Origin of the sequence: Gilliamella sp. B3783, from assembly GCF_026536125.1 — a bacterium.
Classification (GTDB): domain Bacteria; phylum Pseudomonadota; class Gammaproteobacteria; order Enterobacterales; family Orbaceae; genus Gilliamella.
In genome coordinates, this window is sequence record NZ_JAFNOU010000006.1 from 48,301 (window position 1) to 68,850 (window position 20,550).

14 protein-coding genes are annotated in these 20,550 nt (G+C 34.8%); 2 read left to right on the forward strand and 12 right to left on the reverse strand.

All coding sequences use genetic code 11. The annotated features are described in order from the left end of the window. Positions 1-685: 685 nt before the first annotated feature. Positions 686-1,339, forward strand: a complete 654-nt coding sequence (gene rnt, locus J3U59_RS07195; RefSeq protein WP_416379553.1) for a ribonuclease T — start codon at positions 686-688, stop codon at positions 1,337-1,339. A 55-nt stretch (positions 1,340-1,394) separates the two neighbouring features. On the opposite strand, the gene J3U59_RS07200 is transcribed toward rnt, so the two are convergent. Next, entirely contained in the window at positions 1,395-1,721 is a 327-nt protein-coding gene (locus tag J3U59_RS07200) for a Grx4 family monothiol glutaredoxin (protein WP_323849467.1), read from the reverse strand. A gap of 377 nt (positions 1,722-2,098) precedes the next feature. On the opposite strand from J3U59_RS07200, the gene yccS reads away from it, so the two are divergent. Further along, positions 2,099-4,243, forward strand: a complete 2,145-nt coding sequence (gene yccS, locus J3U59_RS07205; RefSeq protein ID WP_267332934.1) for a YccS family putative transporter — start codon at positions 2,099-2,101, stop codon at positions 4,241-4,243. Between the two features lie 153 nt (positions 4,244-4,396). Here yccS and J3U59_RS07210 read toward each other — a convergent pair whose 3' ends face one another. The 11 genes from J3U59_RS07210 to J3U59_RS07260 all read right to left on the reverse strand — a co-directional run bounded on the left by J3U59_RS07210 (position 4,397) and on the right by J3U59_RS07260 (position 20,541). Further along, on the reverse strand, positions 4,397-4,756 hold the full coding sequence (locus J3U59_RS07210) for a hypothetical protein (protein ID WP_267332935.1): 360 nt from the start codon (positions 4,754-4,756) through the stop codon (positions 4,397-4,399). Positions 4,757-5,098: 342 nt separating this feature from the next. Further along, a complete protein-coding gene (cas6f, locus tag J3U59_RS07215; RefSeq protein ID WP_267332936.1) occupies positions 5,099-5,668 on the reverse strand; it encodes a type I-F CRISPR-associated endoribonuclease Cas6/Csy4 in 570 nt (189 codons plus the stop codon). 5 nt (positions 5,669-5,673) lie between these two features. Then, positions 5,674-6,702 carry a type I-F CRISPR-associated protein Csy3 gene (csy3, locus tag J3U59_RS07220; RefSeq protein WP_267332937.1) on the reverse strand — a complete coding sequence of 343 codons (1,029 nt, stop codon included), beginning with the start codon at positions 6,700-6,702 and terminating at the stop codon, positions 5,674-5,676. Positions 6,703-6,735: 33 nt separating this feature from the next. After that, entirely contained in the window at positions 6,736-7,659 is a 924-nt protein-coding gene (gene csy2, locus J3U59_RS07225; RefSeq protein ID WP_267332938.1) for a type I-F CRISPR-associated protein Csy2, read from the reverse strand. After that, positions 7,659-9,041 (reverse strand): type I-F CRISPR-associated protein Csy1, encoded by a 1,383-nt coding sequence (csy1, locus tag J3U59_RS07230; protein WP_267332939.1) that lies wholly within the window; start codon positions 9,039-9,041, stop codon positions 7,659-7,661. Before csy1 ends, csy2 begins: the two co-directional genes overlap by 1 nt. Positions 9,042-9,110: 69 nt before the next feature. Further along, positions 9,111-9,443, reverse strand: a complete 333-nt coding sequence (locus J3U59_RS07235) for a hypothetical protein (protein ID WP_267332940.1) — start codon at positions 9,441-9,443, stop codon at positions 9,111-9,113. Positions 9,444-9,822: 379 nt separating this feature from the next. After that, the gene (gene cas3f / locus J3U59_RS07240; RefSeq protein WP_267332941.1) at positions 9,823-13,173 is read right to left on the reverse strand and encodes a type I-F CRISPR-associated helicase Cas3f; all 3,351 of its coding nucleotides are present in this window, start codon (positions 13,171-13,173) and stop codon (positions 9,823-9,825) included. After that, on the reverse strand, positions 13,170-14,123 hold the full coding sequence (gene cas1f, locus J3U59_RS07245; RefSeq protein ID WP_267332942.1) for a type I-F CRISPR-associated endonuclease Cas1f: 954 nt from the start codon (positions 14,121-14,123) through the stop codon (positions 13,170-13,172). The genes cas3f and cas1f overlap by 4 nt, the downstream gene beginning before the upstream one ends. Before the next feature lie 594 nt (positions 14,124-14,717). Next, positions 14,718-16,826 (reverse strand): SWIM zinc finger family protein, encoded by a 2,109-nt coding sequence (locus J3U59_RS07250; protein WP_267332943.1) that lies wholly within the window; start codon positions 16,824-16,826, stop codon positions 14,718-14,720. After that, positions 16,823-17,992, reverse strand: a complete 1,170-nt coding sequence (locus J3U59_RS07255; RefSeq protein WP_267332944.1) for a VWA domain-containing protein — start codon at positions 17,990-17,992, stop codon at positions 16,823-16,825. Before J3U59_RS07255 ends, J3U59_RS07250 begins: the two co-directional genes overlap by 4 nt. 8 nt (positions 17,993-18,000) lie before the next feature. Next, positions 18,001-20,541: a DUF5682 family protein gene (locus J3U59_RS07260; RefSeq protein WP_267332945.1), complete on the reverse strand. Its 2,541-nt coding sequence runs from the start codon at positions 20,539-20,541 to the stop codon at positions 18,001-18,003. Positions 20,542-20,550 lie beyond the last annotated feature (9 nt).

The following is a 20,550-nucleotide window of genomic DNA, read 5'->3' on the forward strand; positions in this document are numbered from 1 at the left end:
ATATTCATTTTAATGTTTATTCAGTTAAATAAAATAGATTAAAAATGTTGTCAGGTTTCAATTATAAGTAGTAGGAAAATGATAAGTGAAGCTTAAAAAAGCTATCTAAGTTAACTATCGTGCCAACGAGGCTTTCCACTTTTATAAAAAGCATTAACTTGTCTTTATCAAACCGCTTCTGAAATAGTATTGCAATAGGTTAACGCACTTTATGAAGATTAACAATTTGCTAAAGCAAACACTCGATTGATTAGAAAGAGAAGGATCGGGATTATTCTTCTAATGAAGGTCATTGACTTTACACAAAAATTTTGATTTCGTTGGATGGTAAAGAGCAAACTAACCAAGAGTTTGGTACACTAATTAGTGACTTTGCAAGCTTAGAAGCAACTTCTTATTTTTTATGTACATCAATCATTTGCAATCAAATTAGTCAAGCTTAAGATGTATTACAAACTGTTGTAACAACGTTTAAAACATCTGCCTAAACATTATAAATGTCTTAATTCACAATGGATTAAAAAGATTGAACTATTAAAACAACAATTATCCCGCTTAGATTGATTTATAAGATTTAAACGATGATTAAATTATCGCTTAAATGCTAAGATGACTTAGGTAAAACTAGGCGAAAACAACAAAAACTGGCATAATAACCTTCATTTTTGACAAACTAAGATAAACAATTGTGCCAAACACAAAATTATGTGAACGCTTTCGGGGTTTTTACCCAGTCGTGATTGATATAGAAACTTCAGGATTTGATCCTAAACTCAATGCCATTTTAGAAATTGCCGCCATTACCCTTAAAATGAATGATGACGGTTGGCTTGAGCCTGATGAAACGTTACAATTTAACGTTAATCCTTTTGAAAATTCCATTTTAGAACCGAGTGCTTTAGCTTTTAATGGCATTGATCCTGATAATCCATTAAGGGCAGCTGTTGACGAAAAACTAGCACTGGAATCCATATTCAAAATGGTGCGTACTGGCATTAAAGCCGCTGATTGTACCCGTGCAGTCATTGTTGCCCACAATGCACACTTCGATCATAGTTTTTTAATGGCAGCGGCAGAACGTGCCGGAATTAAACGTAATCCTTTTCATCCCTTTGCGACATTTGATACGGCATCACTATGTGGTTTAGTATTTGGACAAACCGTATTAGCAAAAGCGTGTGAAGCTGCAAATATTGCCTTTGATCATAAACAAGCTCATTCGGCACTTTATGATACCGAAAAAACCGCTATTTTATTTTGTGAAATTGTCAATCGATTTAAACGATTAGGCGGCTGGCCACTGCCACAAACTAATGAACAACCTGATCAATCAGCATAAAAAAAGAGAGATATAATATCTCTCTTTTCTTTTTAAATATGCACTTACAATTTAATTAAGATTTATGTTTTTCAGCAGTCTCTTTAATTAAGGTTTGTAATTCACCAGCTTGAAACATTTCTAACATAATATCACAACCACCAACTAACTCACCTTCAACCCAAAGTTGTGGAAAAGTCGGCCAATTAGCAAATTTTGGTAGTTCGGCACGAATATCAGGATTTTGTAAAATATCAACATAAGCAAACGGTTCACCGCATTGTGATAAAACTTGCACTGCTTGGGCTGAAAAACCACAACTTGGCAACTTAGGCGACCCTTTCATGTACAAAATAATGGGGTTATCAGCAATCTGTTTTTTAATTTTTTCAAGTGTTGTCATTTCAGTTGTCATACTAGTTAATCCTTCTTTTATTTCTAGCAAATTGTGACTATTCTAACGTAGAATTATGACTTGTCATACTGCTATATTAATTTAGTTTTATTATAACGACAATTTATGAACATCTTGCCATTAGTTGACAAATAAACATCGATAAAAAATTAAGATTAAATGAACAAGGGGTTAATTAACGATATTATAAATTTTGATTTATCGACGATCCTCTATTCATTTTTTGTAAAGATTAAAACTTAACAGTTAAACTTAGCTGACTAAATGTAAATTCTTGATAAGTCATTTTGGCGATCTCTTTTCCTTGCCATCACAATATAGTATGCTTATTGCTATTAAAACGACTTTAATAATATAAATATATCGTGCATCCTTTAATCCTGACTTTACGTAAAGTTTTTTACAGCAGTAATCTCCTTTTTAGCGTTCGTATGCTAATTAGTCTTACCGGTTCTACCCTAGTGCCATGGTATTTTGGTCATGTTAATTTAGTCATCCCGTTAACTTTAGGCGTTGTGGCCGCTGGACTGACCGAGATTGATACCCGTTTACTTAGCCGTTGTATTAATATAGTTTTAACGCTATTTTGTTTTGCTATAGCAACTTTTTCGGTTGAATTGCTATTTGACTTTCCTTTGATTTTTATCGTGGGATTAGTTTTTTCAACCTTTGCATTTATTATGCTTGGCTCACTAGGACAACGCTACGGCGTCATTGCGTTTGGATCATTACTGATTGCTGCATACACAATGCTCGGGCATAATTTATATGCTGACAATTATACTTTACCTTGCTTTTTATTATTAGGCGCACTTTGGTACAACATTGTGTCGTTAATTGAATCTATCATTCAACCTATCCGCACAACCCAACAAAGTTTATCAAACTGTTTTATTAGATTAGCCCAGTATCTTGATGCTAAAGCGGCAATGTTTGATCCTGACGAGACCGATGGATTTACTAAACAAACCTTACAATTAACCGAAAGTAATACTCAATTAATCAATGCATTTAATCAAACTAAACGCTCTTTGTTCAATCGATTAAAAGGCTATCGCGGACAATCTTATGTCAAAAAAATGTTGAGTTATTATTTTGTGGCGCAAGATATTCATGAACGAGCTAGTTCAGCGCATGGACAATATCAAGCGTTAAGTGATAATTTTAAACACAGTGATATTTTGTTTCGATTTGCACGAATTTTAAATTTACAAGCAAAAGCCTGTGCCAAACTTGCAATTTCGATCAAACTGAATCAAACCTATCATCATGATCCTTTATTTGCGCGCTATTTTTCTTATCTTGAAGAAGCGATATCTCAATATCAAAGTCACAATAAAAATTCGTCACTTTTAATAAAATCATTACAAAATTTATATCAAAACCTGTTATCTATTGATCTGTTACTTGCCAACATTGATACAGAGCAGCATCTTGCTAAACAGCAAGAAGAGAATCAATTGGTTGATGATGAGTTAACAAGTTTTTACGATATTTTCGCCAAAATAAAACAAAATTTGACTATCAAATCGGCCCTATTTCGCCATGCTATCAGAATGAGTATTGTGCTCTTTGTTGGTTATGGTGTCATTTATTGCACCGATCTTTCACATGGTTATTGGATCATCCTGACCAGTCTTTTTGTTTGCCAACCCAACTATGCCACAACAAAACATCGACTAAAATTGCGAGTATTTGGCACAATATTAGGGATCATCATTGGTATACCTTTAACCTATCTATTCCCGACTATTGAAGAACAACTTATCTTAATCATTATTACTGGTTGGTTGTTTTTCTTATTTAAAAATTCACAATATGCTTATGCGACAGCGTTTATTACTTTACTGGTCTTTTTCAGTTTTAGCTTAATTGGAGAAAGTAGTATTGAGGTCGCATTGTCCAGAATTATTGCAACCTTAATCGGCTGTTTTATTGCCTGGTTTGCGGTAAGTTTTATTTGGCCCGATTGGAAATTTAGAAACCTTCCGAAATTAGTTGATCGGGTTTGTCACGATGACAGCCACTACTTAGCATTGATTGGTCGTCAGTATCTGTCAGGTAAAACAAATGATCCTCAATATCGATTAGCAAGACGATCCGCCCACGATAGTAATGCAGATTTATCATCATTAATTAGCTTAATGACTAAAGAGCCGCATATGAATCCAGCCTTAATTGATAAAGGTTTTCGATTATTAACTTTAAACCATACGCTAATCAGTTATTTATCAACATTAGGGGCACATCGTGATAAATCTATTTCTAATCAGACATTAGAATTGTTTGATGATTTGTCGGTTTATATCATTAATTTATTGACTGATAAACAGTTAAATAGCGAATATCAACCGATTAAACAATCGGTCGCAAATTATATCGAGTCGATTTCGATCCAAGATGAACAAGCCAATAATGATTTACTCGTTATGCAACAATTAGCACTAATACTCGATATATTGCCGGAATTAATCAGTCTTGTTAGCGAATTAGACAATAAAACGACTTAGTCAAAGCGTACTAAATAAAGTGATTTGCTAACATGAAAATATTTATGAGTAAAGATGTTATACACCCAAAATATAGAGAGAACTGTATTTTTGCATATTCTCATCAATCCAAATGATTAGGTCACTAATCATTTGTGAAAAACTCAATTTATATTACAGAAAATTTTTTGACATCTCTTTTTGCCAAGTTTTATCAAAAATAAATGCAAAATCAAACAGATCGTCTCGCAGTTCAGTAAAATTTTGCGCTTTTGTCACTTTTTGTTTCAGTGTGAATAATTGAGGTTTTATCAGTAACCATTGTTGTTGAGTAACCTGCGTTGCTCCCCAATGTCCAAAATTCTGATAATTAGGAACATTATAATAGATAATACCTTCAATAAAGCTAAATGCGCTTTCTGCCAGATATTTGGACGTTGCATTCCAATGAGTATTTTTGAAAGGAGGGGGCGCAAATTCAAAATTTAGCCCTTCCATCTCTGATTCTAACGATCGTAATTTAAAATTTATCATATCTCAAAACAAAGCTATAACGTTATTTATCGACGAATTACACCATTTTTGACTGAGCTTAAACCGGCGAAAGTAGATAGAATTGATCACAAATTAAAAGAGTAACCATCCCCCTCAAGAAATTTATTTCGCTCAGATATAGCAGATATTTTGACTATCCTTTAGGCTTATCGAATTCAAACTTAGATAACTTTGCTGCTAGTTTCAAAAAAAATTGGATAATCATGATGATGTCACTTATTACGTGAATGTAATTAAATCAAGACTAAAAATCACTTAAGTTAAAGCCATATTTAACCTATTGAACCATCAATAGATTAAATACAGCGTTATTGATATCACTTAAAAGTCAGGCACGGTAGCCGTTTTACTTAGACCATAACTATTAAAAACTCCCTCTACCGCAGTTGAGCTTTTTTCTTGTTTTATCCATAAAATAAAGCGTTGCTCAGTGCTTTGACTATAAAAATGTAAATGCGGATAAGTAAGATTAACACTTCCCCATTTTTCTATCATTTTTTGTTGTACATCGCTAGACCATTTACCCTGAGCAGTTAAGCGTTTTTCGGCACGTCTTAATGCACTTTGTCCTTTAGGGTTAACCCGAATTAAACGTAAATAGCCCTTAACTTCAGCTGGTATGGCTGTGATTGGCAGAATCAAAACATAGTCAGCAATGGCAGCCTGTTGTTGTAACGTACTTTTAAATTCCTGTAACTGGGTTTCAGTACCAAAAATGCGAATAATTCCACCTAGTGTTCGGCGCACATTATAACAGGGAAAACTGATACCAATATTACCTTGAAAATTAACCAAGACTTGATGCAGTTTTTGCATCACTTGATTAATCACCTGCACTTCAGTTATCTCAATTTGTGGTATGGCGCGCAGTTCAAAATAGTGTGTATGCATATCGCTTACTCCTTACCACTCGCCCCAAAGACACCACCACGAATTAATACGGCAATCACATAATGTTGTTGTTCCAAACTTGGCTGCTCACCTTTTAAAACCCAGTTATCAAACAAAGTATAAAAATCTATTTTTTGTTTAGGTTGGCGGAAAGCATGCCCCATAGTGGTTACCGAACCATAAGGTTCAATCGCAATTGGAAATTCCGCTTTTTCATCATACCAGGTATCGATAGTACGAATTGCATTACTGACTTTTTGAGAATGCATCGCTGCTTGACCATTTTTGCCATAAAGCACTTTGCTTTTTTCTTTACCGGTATCTAAAATTAATTCTTGTGATGGATAAACTTCTTGCCCTAAGCCCATTTTTAGTGTTGCGGTAACATCAAAGATCACAAATTTTTTATTGGCTAATCCTGCTTCAATAAGATCAGTCAATGCTTGAACAGATTTATCATCATAATCAAAACTGTTAAGCTGATAATTTTTGGCATCAACGTTAGCAACGTCAATTATCTTAGCCTCATCTTTATCATTGTGCGCTTGATAACTCACGATAATATTAATTTGCTCGGCTGCCATACGGTTTCGCCACAACCAACGACCATTTAAAATATTAATGGCATATCGTTTTGCTAACGCTTTTAAGCCAACATCTTTAATATATTCTTGAGTTGTCGTTGTTAACTGTTCTTGATATTCAACATCATTACATACTGATGGTTTACCGGTAAAAGGTAACACTTTACAGCTCCATGTTACCACTAAAGTATCTTTATCGGCATCTAAGGCCGCAACATCGACGGTTTGTAAATTGGCTTTTTGAATTTCGGCATCTAATTTAGCGGGATCGCTAGCAAGGGCATTTTTAAGGCGATTCGAAATGGTTCCGCGTACTGATTTTTCGGTTAATCGAATTGGAGATAATATTTTAGGATTCGCAGAACTTGGCTGTGAAAAAACAGCATCAGAAATATCAAAACTACGTTCAAAAGCTAAAACGGATGCGGTAGTGATTTTACTTTTACTCATAATAAATTCCTTATTGTATAACTTTAAAATTATTTAATTATTTTTTTGATTAATGATGTAAATCTCTGCACCATTTGATTGCAATGTACTGCATTGATAGCGCCAAAACGCTTGTGATAAGTTTTCCTTTAAGCGCAATGGAAATACCCATTTACCCAGTCCATAAATACATTCAACAAATTGTGATTGATGGTCATTACTCCGAGCTTCTTGCAACTTACCAGCAGCAAATAACGGTGATATTGCTTGATACCCTAATGGTATCGGGACTAACCAACCTCGCCCCTGTTTGACTGATGTGGTTTGCCAGTGTCCTTTCTCTTGTGGATGATGATGCAACATCGCTGTTTCAATTAAAGTATTAAGCGCTGTCGCATTGGGGTCTTTTTGTTGTAACTCAGCCGTGATCTCTTGTAAATCTTTTTGAGCTTCAACTAATACGAAAGCAGGTAATAGAGCATAAATTAAATCTTTATGAGATTTAAAAGCTGAATATAACTCTACCGATTCTATCGACTCGACGTGTCCTCCCGATATCCGCTGTTGTAGTAGCTTTTTCTTCATCTGCTCTTTAAAAACAACCTGTTGTTCTATATCATTTAACGTTTCACGATTTTCGACTTTTACCTCAACAACTAATGAAACATCAAGATGAACACGCCCTTCTTCGATAATTGAACGAGTATCACCATTTTTAGCTAACGGATTACGAGTTAAACGAAAGGTATAATCACTGAAATTATTGGGACGATAAACTTGCACATCACAGTCATGACAAGCAATTAAAACACCATCAAGATAGATTTGTTCTGATTGGTCAATTTTACGATTTAAAGCATGGATTGCGCCTAAAAAACCAGAAATCGCTGGGAATCCATAACTTAATGGGCTAGATATTGCATTGGCATTATGAATTTTAATATGATCAAATAATAAATAATAACGTAAAGAAGCCATTAACCAATCCTCCCATATTTGTGTTGATGTGCTTTAATAGCAGGACGAAATTCACGACACCATTCCTTAAATTCAGGATCAGAAAACTGCTCCTTTATATTGTCAAACTTATTTCTTAAAATTTTTTGCACCCAATCAGCAAATTGCTGTTCAAGTTCTTGTTGCCATATCCCTAATTCGTAATGTTGCTTAAACTTAATTTCATCTTTTAAGTTAATGCGTTTCGGATCAAGCCAAAGTTGTTGACTAATATTTAATGAAGAATCACGAGTCCAACCTGCATGCTTTGAAGATTGAAGATGATTAACAAATTTTAAAATCAAACTGATAATTATATAAAAAGCCTCTTTTCGATTATTCCTTTCTTTAAAAACATTTTTTTTAGCGTTGATAGTATCGAATAATAATCTAAAACCAGATCTACAATAATATTGTAATGATTTATTGAAAATAGTTTCTTGCGAGTTGGCAATCGTTGGAAAAACTGTTCTACTAAATTTTGGTGGCATCGAAGGTAATAAAAAATTACGCCCCATTTGGCTACCAATTAATTGACTAGCATTTTGTGCATTACTTCCGCCTAATTTAACAATAGCTAAATCATGAAAAGAAAAATAATGTTGTTGTTCAAATCCTTTTTTAAATCGCTGTTCCCTAGCTTTTTTATTTTCATCAGAAAATCTTGTTTGCACTTTTTGATAAACAATATTGCATAAACTACTTGGATGAAGAGGTATTAATAATCGATAATTATTATCTACTGGAGATAAATAAATTTCTTCATTATTGGGCCAGAAAAATTGTTTATTAAGTTCTGATGCTTGTGAATCAATCCAGTTGTCACTAAGTAATTTTTTTAAATTTTCTAGATAAATTGCGGCTTTATTTTCATCATCAGATAATGCATTTTTGACTTTGGGATGATCATTAACAATCAATTTTAATATGGTAATATCATCTTTAACTTTCTGTTTTAAAAGTCCAAATATATCCAAAGAACTTGCCCCACCGGTTGCATCAAAGGGTAGATCAATTACTGTTGCAGAAGATACAAAGTTATCACAAGAATCAGGTTTCATCTGGGTGATATAATTAGCATTACTCGCTTTAGAACTAGGATGAATCCCCTTTGAGAGGTGGCTTGCCAGAATTAGAAATTTAATACGCCTTGTCGCTGCATCTTCCATCCAAGTTTCAAAGTCAAATCGTTTAACAAGCTCATTAATTTTTTGCTGTGATTCATTCATTGTAACTAAATCATTTGCTTGCTTGGCTGTATCTAATTTTGCCAGTTCGCTTTTATAATTACTATTATTACTTAATCGCTGATTTAGAAAGTCGACAATGACCTTTCTTATATCTTGCCAAGAAATATCTTCCATTGGCCCTCCTTAATTTCCTTTATGAAATAAAAAAGGCTCATAATAATTCATGAACCTTGATAATTATAATTATGATGCTTGAAATCTTATATATGACTCTAATAAATCACGTGCTTTATTATTGTACATCCATTTATTAGCGACAGTTTGATTTCTATACTTAGGTTGCTGAAGTTCTAATTTCTTAATTAAATATTGTACTTCTTTTGTTGTCGAAATATTTAATACAGTCATTAAATCTTCAATTGAATAACTTTTTAATTGTTCAGATGATGTAATTAAAGATTCATCATTAGCAGCCTTTCTGTTATTCAAAAAATTTTTTAATTTAATTAAGTTTCCTTTTATAGAAGTTATAGAAGGGATTTGACTAAATACTACTAAAAATGTATTATCAAGCATTGTTATTCCTTATATGTAACATGTAAATTTAATACTCTCCTCAGATATACCGAATCTGGGGAGTGTTTTTAATAAACTCTTTGTACAAGAACTACGCTATTAAATATATAATTATATGTTTACCAAGTCAAATTAATTTTAAAATTAAAATAAAATGCCATGGGGACAGAATGCAAATAATATTAAATTAAAATAAAATCCCATGGGAATAAAAAACCGCCTATACGGCGGTGAACTACTAAAAATAAAACTAAATTCCATGTTTCTAAACTGCCTATACAGCAGTAAATAAAAGTATAAAGTAATTCTTTTTTTATTCCTAGCAATAACCTAATTATTTTTACCAATAAACAATTAGCTATAAAAAAACTCTCATATATTAACCTTTATTCTGATAAAACCCAAAATATGGGTGGAAATACCAAGAATTATCAAAATTTAATGTAATATTACAAAATTCATTAGCGAGTCGATATAAGTTTTTATTCGGAAAATGGTAAGTTAATTTTTCAAGCGCTTGTTGTACAGTATTGGTTAACCAAGGCTGAATTTGTGAATCAAAAAATTGCCAACTATTATCATTTTTAATCATTTTATTTTGTGTATCATTACAATATTCGTTCGGCGTTTGCCAAGCAATCTCTGCATAGCTAAACGAATAATCACCATCTTCATCAAGCTGACAAATAAATTCATCTTCTTTATGATTTTGCATTCTAAACGGTGAAATTAATTGTAAATGCGAACAATGGTGATGAGCTAAATCGGGTTGCCAATAGCTCGTAACATAATTACTGTTACGTGCATTAAGCGCAAATAGATGTGCCATCACTTTATGCTCCAATTGCGCAAGCGTAAGCTCATCTTGTGTTAAATTAGTAATACGTGGTGTAGCATCAATATTTGCTAATTGTTGTTGCGGTATTAATTTATTGGTTTGATGTGTCGTAAGTAAAAAAGGTTTTTGTTCAAAACCAGGCTTACAAAAACACGCTGTACCGACACCATAGTTCACACCCTGCTTAATTGATTCAATATTACTGCCTAAAATAGCAACATTCGGACTTTTAGCAACTTTATTGGGGCGATGGCGCCATACACGACCAACTAGCTGTATAATTGAACGCATTGATGACGGTTCAATAATGGCCCAATCGTAATCATGATCTCGCCCGACTTCGGTTACTGGTGTGCCTATAATAATAAAAATATGATTTTTTTTGTCACTATCTTTAATTGCTTCAATAATTTCTGGTTGCTTAAAAATTGCTTTTGGATCAGTACGATTTAAAATTCTATCTAACTTTTGCTCTAATTGGTTACGTAATAATAATAATTGTCTTGCATGGTAAACCACTATATGAAATTGAGTATCTACAGCAAGATCGGTTTGTTGATAGATTTGTTTAGTTAAGGCAATCACATCTTCAGTATGAGCAAAACGGATTAAACCAATACTTATTTGTTTTTGTGTTTTTTCATCGAGTTGATGATGATTTAAATGAAAATCATAAGATTGCCTTAACAGTTGATTAGCTAATAAATAGTAATTTAACTTTTCGTTTTCTGGTTTTTTATGCTGGTAGTCAAGTAATTCTAGAATATGTCCTTGACGACGCACTTCGCCCTTAGCAAGTTCATTAATGCGCTCACTGACAAATAGCTGATGTTGTTGGCTAAATGCCGCATTATCTGAAATTTGCGTAATTGATTGCTGATACTCATCAAACCAACCACAGACGATCGAATCATTATTACGTTGATGGTTTTGATTCCATATTTTTCGTCCCGCTTGATAAGCCGCAAATAAACCCGCAATTAAATCAGGCGTTAAAGTTGCCGATGACAACAACACTTTGCTCCCATAAAGCCCAGCTAAATAAACAAGCCGCGCCAAAGCTGGCAAGTCATTTTGGTCAAAATCATCAGGCTCATCTAAAATCAAATCTGAGGTAAGTAACCTTAAGGTCGGCGCAATATATTTGCCACCTCGTATGCATTCGCTGGCTTGAATAATATGATCAATAGTACATGTAACAATCGGCGCATTAATTAGTTGACGAGCTTTGCTATTTTCAATAATTGTGCCTAATTCACTATCGGCAATACCACTTTCTGCCACATCAACATAGTCATCGACCAATGATTCTATCGATTCGCTACCCTCTTGCTCTAAATTATCTTTTGAGATATTTTGCTTTTCTAAATTTGATTTTTGTAACTTTTCTTCATTCTCTAACTCAAATAACGTTTGCGTTGCTCGTCCACCAACTAAGATCGCTAAATGTTCATCGCTAAGCTGTAGTTTTTCACGCAGCGCTTTACCGGTTTGCAAGGTTAAAACACGTAAACCTAGGGCAATGGTAAATCTAACGCCACGTTTAGGATTCGCCAGTGCATACATAATTCGACCATTGGCAAGCGTTTTACCGCAACCAGTGGATGCCATATTTACACCAAAAAAGCCTTGTTCATCGCTTAATGATTGATAATGCTTAGCGATATCATATGCATGATTTTGCCATTGAAATCGATCGATAGTCGTCCGTTTGGTAAAGGGTTTATGTTGATTAATAGCTGGCAATTCATCAACCATTTTCGGTAGTAAACGCGCAAAGCGTGCAGAAAGATTTGCTACGCCAATTAAATGATCATCTAAACACTGTTTCGCCTTTTTAAGATAATTAGTGTTAGCAATCAGAATGTTATCGTTTTTATCTGCATCTTCATTTGATAGGGATAAACTTGAGTAATTGTGATCAGCCACCATTAGACTTAAACGCGACATATGCAATAAAAAGGCATCAATATTCGTTAATTGCATTAAAGGTGGATGAATTAGCGCCTTATTAGCATAACGGCTGAGTTTTTTTAACCATGCTTGACTTAACGTTATATCGCTTTTAAGTTGCCAAAACTGATTAGGCGAAGGATGTTGGCTAAAACTATTTTTAACCCATTTTTCAACAGCTTTTAACGTTTTATAAAAACTGCGTATTGTCAAACCAGAAATATCGAAATCATCTTTCTGTTTTTCTTTAAGATCTTTTGAGCTAATTGGCATTAAAAATGGCATTCGGTGATGCGATACAATCAACCAAGCTATCCACTGTGTTAATAAAGGCCACTGCATCAGATCGGTTTTTTCAGTTTTGTTAAGTTTTTGATACCAATTGGGGTATTGCTGCTGATATTGAGAAAAATTTGCCAAACGTTCAAAAACAGCTTGATCTGTTGTGCAGTCTTGAATCATTAATAAAAATAATTGTAACGAAATCCATTCATGACGGTATGGATCGCCAGCCACTTTCTCTGTTGCGCGTAATTTAGATTGAAAACCAATAGTCGCTTTACCAAGATCATGTAATAAACCGGCAATCGTTGTGATTAATTGAATCGTTGTTGCATAATGCCAACTACTTTCATTACCACTTTTTAATATATTGCGTTTAGTACGATTAGTTGGTACTCGACCTTGCTGATTAAATTGACTACGATCGCCAACAATCCATAGAAGATCGGTCAAATTTTTACCATGAGTCCAATAACAAGCAACGGCTGTATTTTTGCGAGCCGTTTTGCGCAACAATTTATATAGGGTTTGTAATCCATCTTCGGTCATGGCTGTTTGCCATGTCCGTTCACCACAACGCTCAGCAAACTGATCAATAATCCGCCTTGTTTCGGTTAATGCCCGTTTTTTACATTGGCTTACTAATAAAATATTCATGCTTTTTCTGCTATCTGTTTTAATGTATCAATTATTCGATCCAACGCGCTTAACTGTGCAAATTGTGAAATGCATGCTTGCCGAAACACTTTTTCACTATCGCCTTGCTTTGCAGACAAAAAAGCTTGCGGTAAAACTATGCCATCTTTAATAATATCAGCGGCATCAAATACTAAACCACCACGCCGAGTTTTACCATGCAAAATCGCCAATCCATGCGGTAATCCTAACACCCAACAAGCGGTTGCGCCGAGCCCATAAGCTAAGTAGTTGCCATGATCTAAAAATTGGTTAGCTGGATCATAGCTTTTACCACGGGTACCTTGTTCACGTTTAAACTTATCATCCCTTAACGTTAATTGATTCGCCATACCATACAATGTTTTACTTAAACGCCCTTCTGCTGCGAGCAATGCTTGACTGTTATTTATATTATCAAATTGCGTTATTGCATCATTTATAATACTGTCTAATTGACGTTGATCTATCGTCCAATCAAACTTTGACCAACACTCGCGAATGATTTCAAGGCGACTTTGTTGCAACATTTTAGCCACTTGCAATCTACGTTCATCGTCAAACCAAAATTGACACCAACGTTGTAGGTATTCTGTTGCACGATATTCACTTTGAGGAGAGAAAAACTGACACGCAAATTCAGCTTCGGTAGAGGAAAAAAGTGGCGTTCCACCACCACCGCAAAACCCAATCATCACGCCAGCACGGGAAAGCTCGCGTACAGCCGCTTGCGTTAAAGAGGTACCGGTTCCTAACAAAATACAAGTAGTATTAGCAATCGGAATATTCCAATAAAGCGATTGTTGCCCCTGATCGGTAACATACTCAACGCGCCCACCATTAACCAATACACGGCAATGCTCTAGGTAATAAATGTTGGCACGTTTTGAATGTAAGATGGTTTTAAGATCGGAAGAATGAATCATATCCATGTTTTTCACTAACTTAATTCAATTTAAATATTGACCATAAATTAGCATGATAATGCGCAAAAAACGAGGTAAAAATAATCAAAGATAAAACAAAATCAAAGCTAATCTTTAGCTTATATGAATAAAAAGACATCAAAAAATAGGAGGTTAAAACAGTAAATTGTTTAATCCACTTTTGCAGTGTTGAACACATTTATCGCCCTTGTGCCGCCGAGGTGTGATTTCTAAACCACTTATGCAGTGTTGAACAAAGAATTATTAGCGGTGAACTGAACAAGGTTTTTCTAAACCACTTATGCAGTGTTGAACTAGAAACCGGTATACTATAAACCCTGTTTATAAAAAGGCAAACAAGATTTTTGTACTCAAAAACCCTTTTTTTTAACCCTTTTTTAATATATTGATTTTAATCAATTTTAATTTAGTGTAAAAAAAAGGGTTGATTGGCAAAAAAGTAAATCAAGATTTTTATATTGAAACGTGTATATTTGCTTAAACTTTTTACAAAACTTTTATTGCTGTAATCTTCTAGCTAGCTTTAATATACTTTTTCAAAATGAGTATTTGCTTTTTGTTCGATTTAATTCTACTTTTTTACTCTTCTTCAGCATCATTCCTAATCATAATGGGTAATTGGTAATGCGCATTCTGCATGAGATGGCATAGGTACACGGCTTGTAAAATATGAACGACTTCGATGTTTGGGTGGTTGCCTATTTTTGTCAACACTTGACTTAATGTGTTTAATCCTAAGGTGTCGCATTGATTTTGCAATTGCGCTAATTGCTTTTTATCGTCATTGTTCAGTTTAAGTCGTCCCAAACTCGTTATTGTTTCACAAAAATTGAGCGTCGGCTTGATAATGTAGATAACAATTGGATCGTGTTGGTAAACAATCTGCTGAGGTTGTTTTTGAAAGAGTATTTCGGGTTGTTTACAATAGTCATCGCTGTTATTCGATATTTGGTATAACGATTCGTTGTCAAAATCCAGATTTAAAATATTGATATCATCGGTTAGTGGCTGTTTATAAAATAGTGCAAATGGTTCAAGATCTAAATTATTATCATTTTTTACACATTTTACTAACACGGTTAAGGGTTGCAACTCTATTTCGTGTAGCAAATAAAGTGATTCAATACGTTGTTTTTGTTTACCATCCCAAAAGATGCGTAATAGTAGGTCATTATTCTGTGAATCTTTAACACACCACACCAAGCATTGTCTGATTTCGTCCAAATAAGGTTTTTGTGCTTTGGTAACGTGAATAAAGAGTACTTGGTTGAACAGTGAAATATTAGTATCGTAATTTTGTAAATAGTGACTTAGTAACGACCAGTTATCAAAGCCAACTTGTTGTTGAAATTGCTGATACTGCTGCAAATTCCAACCTGTTGGTTGTAATTTTATGTGTGAACCACGACTTGATAATTTACCATCATGCGATAAACGTGGTTCATATAAGGTAAAAGCTTTATTCATTAAGTCACAAGGCATCGCTTGCCAAATTGATGCACTTTGCCATAGGCTTTGTCGATTAAAGTTGATATCTGAATTATTAGGTCTGGCTAAGGTTGTCTCATAATATTGTAGCGCTATTGGATCCCAAAAGTAAAAGGTCGCCCCAATTGCGCCGGTTTTGCTTTGCCACCAATAAGCTCCCAATGGTAGCAAGTCAATTAATTGAGCATCATTTTGGTAATGACGTTTTTGCCCCCCACGTACTGTGGTAAGTTGTTCACCTTGATAATGTGATAATTTTTCCAGATATGCTTTAAGGCGAGCTAAGAATAACAGTATGTCTTGTTCGTCAACGGTAAAATGTCGATTGGCTTGTTGTTCAACAAGTTGGCAAAGGTGTCTTAGCATTGCGGCTAAACTGGCAAGATTTTGCGATCGAGCAGACATATTAAGCAACTGTAATTGTGTCGCTTGGCTTTGACTCACATGGGATAATCCATGGGTGATTAATGTATAAATATGTTCTTCAACTTGCTTAATTAATGCTATTTCATCAACGCTTAACCGATCAATCGGTTTATCCGTTAAGTTGTTTTCGATTGGCCAAGTCCATGGCTGGTGATGTTGTTGAAACAGGTACGCAATAACCGCTAAATGTACAGCTGTTTTCTGTTTTTCGGGTAGCTGTGAAATCATCCCAGCAAAACCGGTCCCAGTCATATAGATAATCGGCATGTCACTTTGTGGTATTTGAATACGTAATTGCCCTTTTTGATTTTCTACGGTTAATGTCGGCAGTTGCTGCCACTCAAAAACCAATTGATAAGCAAGGCGCACATTGGCTTTACCTGCTTGTTTAAGTAGCGCGCCAGCATCGATTGTCAGTAGCTCGCTTAATGCATCTTTTAATGGTGGCACTGACCGTTCAGTCGCTGAATTTTGCGATAATGTTGCATTATTATCCGTTTGATGATTGTGCGGAAGTTGTAACCATAAAATGGCCGCAATAATATGTTTGCAGTGTCCACTTGCTGGGCAACTGCAAGTTGCTTTTTGAATTCCTTGCGCAGTAAGTTTAACCTGTTGACCATCGACCATAAACAGAAGAAAATCGGGTTGCTCTTCTTGCAATAGGACTTTATCGGCTTCGATATCTTTGCGTGCACGGCGAATTAAACCAATATTGGCATAAAGTGCTAACGCTTCTTGATCATAATTTAAGTAGGTTTGTTGCCAACTCATCGCATCACCTCGGCAAGCCAGTTAGCAAAATGCTCGGGAGTTAAGGCGGCAATTAGCATACCGCGATCAGCAAGTTTTTGTGATATTTGCATATCATAAACAGCATTAGCTTGATAGTCTAAAGCAGCTAAACCCAGCATTTTTACTCGATTAGCATTAAGACGAGTGACAGTTCGATATAAATGCGTTACATTTGCGCCTTCATAAAAATCACTCACCACCACTACCACCGTTCGGCTCGGGTTTTTAATTTTTTGTTCAGCATAATTAAGTGCTTTACCAATGTCTGTTCCACCGCCTAATTGTACAGTCATGAGCACTTCAACCGGATCTTCGGCTATATGTGTTAAATCGACAACTTGAGTATCAAACACCAGTAAATGCAAATTAATCGCCGGTAGTTTAGCGATGATAGCGGCACAAATTGCTGAATAAAGAATTGAACTATCCATCGATCCACTTTGGTCAACACATAAAATAATATCCCAAGGTAATTGTCTTATTTTTCGTGAATTGAAAATTGCTTTTTCGATAATAATTTGCTGTTTGTTCTGATCAAAATGCCTTAGATTAGCATTGATTGTTGCTCGCCAATCAAAGTTCTGGTTATTTTTGATTAAAGAGCGCCTAAATCGATTTTTTTTACCAGTGATCGCATTGACAAAATTCGTTTGAATCTTTTGTAAAATTTCGTCCACCACTTTTTTAATTAATATCCGTACTTCTTGACGAACGTCATAACTCAATTTACCCCGTAAATTCATCAGTAAACGTACTGAGTTTACACTAGGTTCAAGATCTCGTATGACTTTCGGATCGTCTAAAATTCCATCCAAGTGATAACGCTCTATCGCTTGATTTTGCATCCGTTCAAAGGTACTTTTAGGAAACAATTTACGTGTCAGTTTTAACCAATCTATCGTGTTATAAACAGAACGACTTTTATCACCCGCTTTTAGTTCTGAATCAGCTTTGTCATTGGTCAATAAACCTCGAGCACGATATTCGTGTCGATAAAGATACTCTAATGATTGATCGATTTGCTTATCATGCGCATTAAAATTAATTTGACCTAAATCCTCATCGGCATAACTTCCTAAAATTAAACGCCAACGTTTAATTTGTTCATTGGTAGTTTTATCATCGATGTGATTATCGTTAGTCATACGTATTCCTATTGTTTAAACCATGTTTGCAAATGCTGTTGTTGAATATGTTTGGTTATCAATAATTCTAAAGAAAGTGCTTTGTTTAACTCTTTTTCACTAAAGTTGTATTGGTAAAAATTTAATTCATCATCGACAATATGATATTTTTTAGCAATCTGACTAGCCAACGAAGCATTCTGTGTCGGGTTTAATTGAGAAAAGGCATAACGTAAATCAGGCAATATTTCAATAAATCGCTCAGGTGACCAATCAATCATTAGTTGATCTAAGCTATCAAGTAGAAAAGTTGAATGAATAATCAATTGCGGGGTACACTGCATAATAGCGATAAAATAGTTAATTGCGTGATCATTTGGTGTTGTTAAACTGAAGTTATTTTTTATTTTATCTTCTAGTTGTTGTTGGCTTAAGTATGTATCTAAGTAGCTAAGACTATCAATAGCACCACAGATTAATGGCAGTTGGGCTAACTCAGGTTGTAAACGATGCAAATTATGATAAAAATCGTGTTTAAATTGTTTAACATTAAGTTGCTCTGGTAAATAATTTAGTAAGTCTCTAAATGAAAGTAATATTTTGATATTTTTTTGTTGCTGTTCTTGCTCTGGTTGTTTTAACTTGGTTAACAAGAAAAGACTCTGTTTAATTATTTTAACTAATAATATCAGTAACGTTGCGGTATTTTTCAGTTGTAAAAAATTTTGCCCTTGCCATAAGTAAAGTAAGCGATGGCCACAATTGATTAGATTGTCCAGTTCGTTATCGTTCTCAATACAATTAGATAGATTATTTAATAAATAAGCAAAACAAGATTCAAGCCCCATCAAAGCGCCTTGAATTAACTGTTCAACTGCCACAATACTTGAAAAACCAGTACTGTTTTGCCCAAACTGTTCAGTCGCTAATTGTAATTGCTTTATTGCGATTTGCTCTAACTGCGTCCCCTGTTCAGATAATTTAATTAAACGCGCTTCGACCATGGGGGTCCAAGCATAACGCCAATCTTCAAACATAATCGATAAGCGTTTACCATGAATATAATCAGGACCATCTATTCGATTGGCAAAACCCACTTGTAAAAAAGCCAATAAATGTAAATAACGGCTACGTTGCCGATGCTGTGATTTGCGATAAATATCGATATGCGTAAGTTTAGGACTGGAATAATCTAACTTAAATCGATATTTTTTTAGCGTTAAATATACTTCATTCACTAACGGAGGTTGTGCAATACCTTTAGGTATTTCACCCAACAAATTGCCCGATAAGCAATTTTGCACGGTTAACCAAAACTCATGACGAGAATCATTGATACTCTCTTTGATAAAGCAGGATTGAATCGCATCAAGCAGATCATATCTTCCTGGTCCATGATGTTCTCGTAAGTTGGCTAATAACATTGATTGTGCTATTGCAGAACGAAATGGGATAAAACCGATAATATTGTCACTGTTTTGTTGTCGTAATTTATCCACAATATCGGTAAGCATATCAGCAGTTAAAGATTGGCGAAATGCGATGCTAGATTTGCCATTGGTGGTTGATTTATCATAAAGTAACATTGACTGCCATGCCGCTTGATAATAAGCGGGCGAAGGCATTCCTGACGCATAACCATTTAAGGAATCAAGGCGATCAAAGCTATAACGAATTAGCCAATTTTGATCTTTATCACCACTTTTTTGTTGGTGATTAAATCGAGTCATCTCTGCTTTTTTAGGTAGCACAAGCTGATCGTGCCATAATCCTTCCAGTAAAGGTAAGGTATGAAAACCACCTGTTACGACCACAATTTTTGCATCAGGTTGAGATTTCTTTAATTGACCTATCGCTGTTAACATATACTGTTCACGCTGAACTGAACCCTCTGCGGCAAGTGAAGACGGTGAATAATCAAGCCTTGCCATTGCACACCAAATAAAGGTATCAATAAAGAAATTTTGCCAATCAGCGATATCATTATAATCTTTCAGTTCAAAAAGATGTTCCCACACTTCATCATGATCACGACAATGCAATTTTTTCATTAAATATTGAATGTATTGGCTGTGTTTTAGATAAGTTTCGGAAAGTAGCGAGCGACTTTTATCAAAATCAGCAGCGATTTCTTGATCACATTGCAAAGCCCAAGGCAGATCAATGAATTGTAGTGTGGCATGCTGCTCTTTTGCCATTTGTATTGCCACCCATTCTGGCGAGTAATGACAAAATGGGTAAAAAACCGAACAGGTAGATTGTTTAGATACACTATCATCTTCACTTTCTGTTACTAACGGTATTGTGTCAATTTCTGTCTGACAAAGTATCGCAATGGGCGGACGTGTATCATCATGTAACAGTTGTTCAATTAATGGCGTAAAACTCACTGGCGCTTCAATCAATATATGCGTTGGTTTTGTTTGCTCAATCAATTTTTTAAGCGCAAAACTGCATGATGGGCTATGATGACGTATCGGGGCAAAATAGATCTGCTCTTGCTGCAAAGCAGCAAGTTTATTTAATGCTTGTGATAACCTATCGGGTAATAATTCATGGTTAAGCGTCATGTTAAGTCG

Bases quoted from the DNA above. Each gene is read 5' to 3' on its own strand.
- J3U59_RS07210 (WP_267332935.1), bottom strand. From the start codon at position 4,756: ATGATAAATTTTAAATTACGATCGTTAGAATCAGAGATGGAAGGGCTA.
- csy1 (WP_267332939.1), bottom strand. From the start codon at position 9,041: ATGGAAGATATTTCTTGGCAAGATATAAGAAAGGTCATTGTCGACTTT.
- cas3f (WP_267332941.1), bottom strand. From the start codon at position 13,173: ATGAATATTTTATTAGTAAGCCAATGTAAAAAACGGGCATTAACCGAA.
- J3U59_RS07250 (WP_267332943.1), bottom strand. From the start codon at position 16,826: ATGAGTTGGCAACAAACCTACTTAAATTATGATCAAGAAGCGTTAGCA.
- J3U59_RS07200 (WP_323849467.1), bottom strand. From the start codon at position 1,721: ATGACAACACTTGAAAAAATTAAAAAACAGATTGCTGATAACCCCATT.
- csy2 (WP_267332938.1), bottom strand. From the start codon at position 7,659: ATGGCTTCTTTACGTTATTATTTATTATTTGATCATATTAAAATTCAT.
- cas1f (WP_267332942.1), bottom strand. From the start codon at position 14,123: ATGGATATGATTCATTCTTCCGATCTTAAAACCATCTTACATTCAAAA.
- J3U59_RS07260 (WP_267332945.1), bottom strand. From the start codon at position 20,541: ATGACGCTTAACCATGAATTATTACCCGATAGGTTATCACAAGCATTA.
- J3U59_RS07255 (WP_267332944.1), bottom strand. From the start codon at position 17,992: ATGACTAACGATAATCACATCGATGATAAAACTACCAATGAACAAATT.
- cas6f (WP_267332936.1), bottom strand. From the start codon at position 5,668: ATGCATACACACTATTTTGAACTGCGCGCCATACCACAAATTGAGATA.
- J3U59_RS07235 (WP_267332940.1), bottom strand. From the start codon at position 9,443: ATGCTTGATAATACATTTTTAGTAGTATTTAGTCAAATCCCTTCTATA.
- csy3 (WP_267332937.1), bottom strand. From the start codon at position 6,702: ATGAGTAAAAGTAAAATCACTACCGCATCCGTTTTAGCTTTTGAACGT.